Below are 6,141 nucleotides of genomic sequence, written 5' to 3' on the forward strand. Positions count from 1 at the left end.
GTTAAACTAAAAATATAAGTATATAGATAAGTTTTTTATTGGGAGGTGAAAATATGAGTGCAGATTTTGCGCATTTACATGTGCATACAGAGTATAGCTTATTAGATGGTTTTTCTAGAGTTAAGAAACTAATAAAAAGGACTAAGGATTTAGGTATGAGTTCAGTTGCTATAACTGATCATGGAAGTATGTTTGGTGTAATTGACTTTTATAAAGAAGCTAAAAAAACGGGAGTAAAACCTATTATAGGATGTGAGCTATATACAGCATCGAGAAGTTTAAGAGATAAAGATCCTAATTTCGACAAAAGATATGGTCACTTAGTTTTACTTGCAGAAAATATGACAGGATATCAAAATTTAATAAAATTAGTTTCAATATCGTATGTAGACGGATTTTATTATAAGCCTAGAGTAGATATCGATGTTTTAAGACAGCATAGTGAAGGTATTATCTGTCTATCTGCTTGTTTAGCTGGAGATGTTTCAAATGCATTATTAAACAGAAATTATAAAAAAGCCAAGGAAATTGCTATAACATATAATGAAATATTTGGTCAAGGTAATTTCTTTTTAGAATTACAGGATCATAACCTACCAGAACAAAAAGAGGTCAATGCATCTTTAGTGAAATTATCTAAAGAGTTAAATATACCTCTAGTAGCTACAAATGATATACATTACGTAGATAAAACAGATGCTAAAGCACATGATGTTTTACTATGTATTCAAATGGGGAAAACTTTAAATGATCCAGGAAGAATGAAATTTGGTTCAGATGAGTTTTATCTAAAATCTAGGGAGGAAATGGAGGAATTATTTCCATATGCCATAGAAGCCCTTGATAATACTGTCGAAATTGCAGAGAGATGTAATGTAGAATTTGATTTTAATACAATACATTTACCTAATTATGAAGTGCCAGAGGGGTATACTACATCTAAGTATTTAGAAGAATTGTGTTACAAGGGACTATACGAAAGATACGAAAATCCAAGCGAAGAAATTCTTGAAAGACTTAAATATGAATTAGGTGTTATCAATAAAATGGGGTATGTTGAGTACTTCTTGATAACATGGGACTTTATAAATTTTGCAAAAGAAAACAACATAATGGTTGGACCAGGACGTGGTAGTGCGGCAGGTTCAATTGTTGCTTATACGCTTAGAATAACCGATATAGACCCTATAAAATATAATTTGTTATTTGAAAGATTCTTAAATCCAGAGCGTGTGTCCATGCCGGACATAGATGTGGATTTTTGCTATGAAAGAAGAGAAGAAGTTATAGATTATGTTAAGCGAAAATATGGAGAAGATCATGTTGCGCAGATAATTACATTTGGTACTATGGGAGCAAAATTGGCTATTAGAGACGTGGGTAGAGTTTTAGATATACCTTACAATAAAGTAGATAAAATAGCTAAAGAAATTCCTAACTCACTAGGAATGACAATCGACAAGGCCTTAGAAACAAATCCTAATTTAAAAGAAATGTATGAGCAAGACCAAGAGACAAAAACTATAATAAATATATCAAAAGAATTAGAGGGAATGTTGAGACATGCATCTACTCATGCAGCAGGTGTAGTTATATCTAAAAAGCCTATTGATGAATATGTTCCACTATACAAACATCAGGACGCAATAAGTACACAATTTACAATGACAACTTTAGAAGAGTTAGGACTTCTTAAAATGGATTTTTTAGGGCTTAGAACATTGACAGTTATAAGAGATGCACTTGATTTAATTGAAAAGAACCACAATATTAAAATAGATTTTTCAAAAATGGACTACGACGATCCAAAGGTTTTTGAACTACTTTCTTCAGGAAATACCTTGGGAGTATTCCAGCTGGAAAGTGCAGGAATGAGATCGTTCATGAAACAACTGAAACCTAGTAATTTTGAAGATATAGTGGCAGGAATATCTCTGTATAGACCAGGTCCTATGGATTCTATACCGACATATATAGAAAATAAACATAATCCAGATAAAATAACATATATCCACGAAAAACTAAAGCCTATAATGGAGGTAACATACGGTTGTCTAATATACCAAGAGCAAGTCATGGAGGTCGTTAGAGAGCTAGGTGGATACAGCTATGGACGAAGTGACCTAGTTAGAAGAGCCATGGGTAAAAAGAAAATGGACGTAATGGAGGAAGAAAGACAGTATTTTATACATGGTAAGACAGATGAGGATGGTAATATAGAAATAGCGGGCTGTGTAAGAAATGGAGTAGATGAAAATATAGCAAATCAAATATTTGATGATATGATTGACTTTGCTAAATATGCATTTAATAAATCACATGCCGCCGCGTACGGTGTTATATCTTATGAAACAGCTTATTTAAAGGCTTACTATCCAGTTGAATTTATGGCGGCGCTAATTACTAGTGTAATGGGAAATACAGACAAAGTAGTTGAGTACATTAGAGAGTGCAATGCTTTAAATATAAAAGTATTAAAGCCAGATATAAACAAGAGTTTCGCAAAATTCTCTGTTGAAGATAACAATATAAGATTTGGACTTGCAGCTGTAAAAAATGTAGGTGTAAATGTAATTAATAATATAGTTATAGAAAGAGAAGAAAATGGCGAATTCACTGATTTTGTCAATTTAATCAAAAGATTGGATAATAAAGACATAAATAAAAGAGTAATTGAAAGCTTAATTAAATGTGGTGGATTTGATGAAATGGGATACAATAGAGCTAGCTTACTTATGGGCTATGAAAAAGTACTAGAAAGTGTATCTTTAGAAAGAAAGAAAAATGTCCGCGGACAAATTTCGTTGTTTGATAGTTTTGGAGAAAGTGAAGAATTAAATAAATTTGAAAATGAAATAAATTCTATTCCAAATGTAGAAGAATACGACGAAAGAGAAAAATTAGCTTTAGAAAAAGAAGTTCTAGGAATGTATGTTACTGGACATCCTCTTTCTGAATATGAAGAAGAATTAAATCAAAAAACATCTATAAATACTAGAAAATTAAAAGAGCTAAAAGAAGATATAGATAAATTTTTAGCTATGGATCAGCAAAATGTAATAATTGGTGGTATGATTTCTCAAAAAAGAATACAAACTACTAAGAGAAATGAAATAATGGCTTTCTTAGAAATTGAAGATTTATATGGTTCTATAGAGATAATTGTATTTCCAAAAATATTAAAACAATATAATGCTATTGTAAATGAAGAAAATATAGTTTATATTAAAGGGAGATTAAGTATACAAGAAGACAATGCTAAAATAATTGCTGAAGAAATAAAAGACATAAATGACAAAACTCCTTTTACACAAACCACTAAAAAGGTGTATAATAGACAGGTAGATAAACAAGGGGAAAAATTATTTATAAAGATAGATGATATAAATGATAAACAAAAACTCGAAAAAATAGAAAAAATTTTAAAATTTTACCCAGGAAAAGAACCAGTATTTTTATGTACAACTGTTCCAAAAAAGAAGTATAAATGGAATGGGAGTGTAACTATTTCCACAATTTTAATTGACAACTTAAAGCAAATATTAGATGAAACTTGCATTAAGGTTGTTGAATAAAAAATATTAATATAAAATACAGGAAAATATAACATATATAGTGACAAAAATTTTATAAAAATATGGTATAATATCGTAGTATAAATGGGTAAGTTTTTTTTAATCAATATGGGATAAAAAATAAATATAGGGACAAAAAAAGTCCTAGTCAAAATATTTAGGAGGTATGTGATGAAAACTATAGGAATATTAACAAGTGGTGGAGATGCTCCAGGAATGAATGCTGCAATCAGAGCTGTTGTAAGATCTGCAATATACTATGGTTGTAAGGTGTATGGAATCAATAGAGGATATAAAGGCTTAATAGAAGATGACATCAAAGAAATGAATTTATCATCTGTAGGTGACATCATTCATAGAGGTGGTACAATATTAAAATCTTCAAGATGTGAAGAATTTAAAACAGAAGAAGGAAGAAAAATAGCAGTTAAAGTTCTTAAAAAACATGGAATAGAATGCTTAGTTGTAATAGGTGGAGATGGTTCATTTAATGGTGCACTTAAATTAAGCGAATTAGGATTCCCTGCAATAGGAATACCAGGTACAATAGATAATGACTTAGCATATACAGATTATACAATAGGATATTATACAGCTATAGAAACTGTAATTGATGCTATAGGTAAAATAAGAGATACCTCTTCTTCTCATGAAAGAGTAAATATAGTTGAAGTTATGGGAAGACATTGTGGAGATTTAGCTTTATTCTCAGGTCTTGCTGGTGGAGCCGAATCAATAATTTTACCAGAAAAACCAGAAAGTATAGAAGCTATATGTGATAGATTAGAAACAACTAAAAAGAGAGGTAAAAAACACAGCATAATAGTTTTAGCAGAAGGTGTTGGAAATGCTCATGAAATAGGTAAACAAATAGCAGAACAAACAGGCTCTGATTTAAGAGTAACAGTACTTGGTCATGTTCAAAGAGGTGGAAGTCCAACTGCATTTGACCGTATATTAGCAAGTAAATTAGGTGTAAGAGCAGTAGAATTATTATTAGAAGGAAAATCTGCTAGAGTAGTTGGAATAAGAGACGACAAAGTTATAGATATGGACATACATGAAGCTTTAGCTATGAAGAAAGATTTTGACAAATATATTTATAAAATGACACAAATACTATCTATATAGTTTTAATTTATATAATAATTTATGTAAGACAATTTAGGAGGACAATATGTTAAAAAATGCAAAGAAAACTAAAATAGTATGTACATTAGGACCTGCTTCTGATAGTGAAGAGGTATTAACTCAATTAGTAGAAAATGGTCTTAATGTATGTAGATTTAACTTTTCTCATGGTAGCCATGAAGAACAAAAAGCTAGAATGGACACTGCAAAAAAAGTAAGAGAAAAATTAAATCTTCCAATAGCGCTATTATTAGATACTAAAGGACCTGAAATAAGAACAGGAAATTTTGCAGATCCAGAAGTTCTTTTAGAACAAGGAAGCCAATTTATAATAACAATGGACGAAGTATTAGGTACAAAAGAAAAATGTACTGTAAGCTACAAAGGGTTAGTTGACGATGTAAAAGTAGGAGATACTATACTTATAGATGACGGTCTTGTTGGATTAAGAGTAACTGAGATAGAAGGCAAAGATATAATATGTGTAGTTGAAAACTCAGGTATAGTTAAGAACCACAAAGGTGTAAACTTACCAGGAGTAAAAATAAACTTACCAGCTTTAACAGAAAAGGACATAAGCGATATAGAATTTGGTATAGAACAAGGAATAGATTTTATAGCTGCATCTTTTGTTAGAAAAGCATCTGATGTATTAGCTATAAGAGAAATCTTAGAAAACAACAATGCTACACATATACAAATAATATCTAAAATAGAAAACCAAGAAGGTGTAGAAAACTTAGATGAAATACTACAAGTTTCTGATGGTTTAATGGTAGCAAGAGGAGACCTAGGAGTTGAAGTTCCAACAGAAGAAATGCCAATAATACAAAAGAATATGATCAAAAAATGTAACGAATTAGGAAAACCAGTTATAACTGCTACACAAATGCTAGATTCTATGATAAGAAATCCTAGACCAACAAGAGCGGAAGTAACAGACGTTGCAAATGCTATATACGATGGAACTGATGCAATAATGCTATCAGGAGAAACTGCTGCAGGTAAATATCCAGTTGAAGCTGTTAAAGTTATGGCATCAATAGCTAAAAGAATAGAAGAAACTTTAGATTATGAAGAATTATTAAAAGCTAGTAATTTAAAAGGATCTACAGTAACAGATGCTATAAGTTATGCAACTTGTACAACAGCAATTGAATTAAATGCATCAGCAATAGTAACATCTACTTCTTCAGGATATACAGCTAGAATGGTATCTAAATTTAGACCTAAAACTCCTATAATAGCTGCTACAGATAGTGAAGTGACTAAGAGACAATTATCATTAAGCTGGGGTGTTTATACTGCAAAAGCTCCTAAAGCAAGCAATACCGATGAAGTTGTAGAATACTCTATAGAAGTATCTAAAGAAGCTGGTTACGTAAATGAAGGTGAATTAGTTGTAATAACAGCTGGTGTACCAGTTGGAGAAAGT

General features: G+C 30.9%; 3 protein-coding genes. All 3 read left to right on the forward strand.

Annotated elements, in window-relative coordinates; all coding sequences use genetic code 11:
* Window positions 1–53 precede the first annotated feature (53 nt).
* Window positions 54–3,575, forward strand: a complete 3,522-nt coding sequence (locus ACI3VO_RS03800) for a DNA polymerase III subunit alpha (protein ID WP_439756646.1) — start codon at window positions 54–56, stop codon at window positions 3,573–3,575.
* A 171-nt stretch (window positions 3,576–3,746) separates the two neighbouring features.
* On the forward strand, window positions 3,747–4,706 hold the full coding sequence (pfkA, locus tag ACI3VO_RS03805) for a 6-phosphofructokinase (protein WP_439756647.1): 960 nt from the start codon (window positions 3,747–3,749) through the stop codon (window positions 4,704–4,706).
* Window positions 4,707–4,752: 46 nt separating this feature from the next.
* Window positions 4,753–6,141, forward strand: a 1,389-nt coding sequence (gene pyk, locus ACI3VO_RS03810) for a pyruvate kinase (RefSeq protein WP_439756648.1), incomplete at its 3' end; no start/stop codon positions are given.

Source organism: Intestinibacter sp. (assembly GCF_051866655.1).
Lineage (GTDB): Bacteria > Bacillota > Clostridia > Peptostreptococcales > Peptostreptococcaceae > Intestinibacter.

Coding starts and splice junctions, on each gene's coding strand:
- ACI3VO_RS03800 (WP_439756646.1), top strand. CDS start 54: ATGAGTGCAGATTTTGCGCATTTACATGTGCATACAGAGTATAGCTTA.
- pfkA (WP_439756647.1), top strand. CDS start 3,747: ATGAAAACTATAGGAATATTAACAAGTGGTGGAGATGCTCCAGGAATG.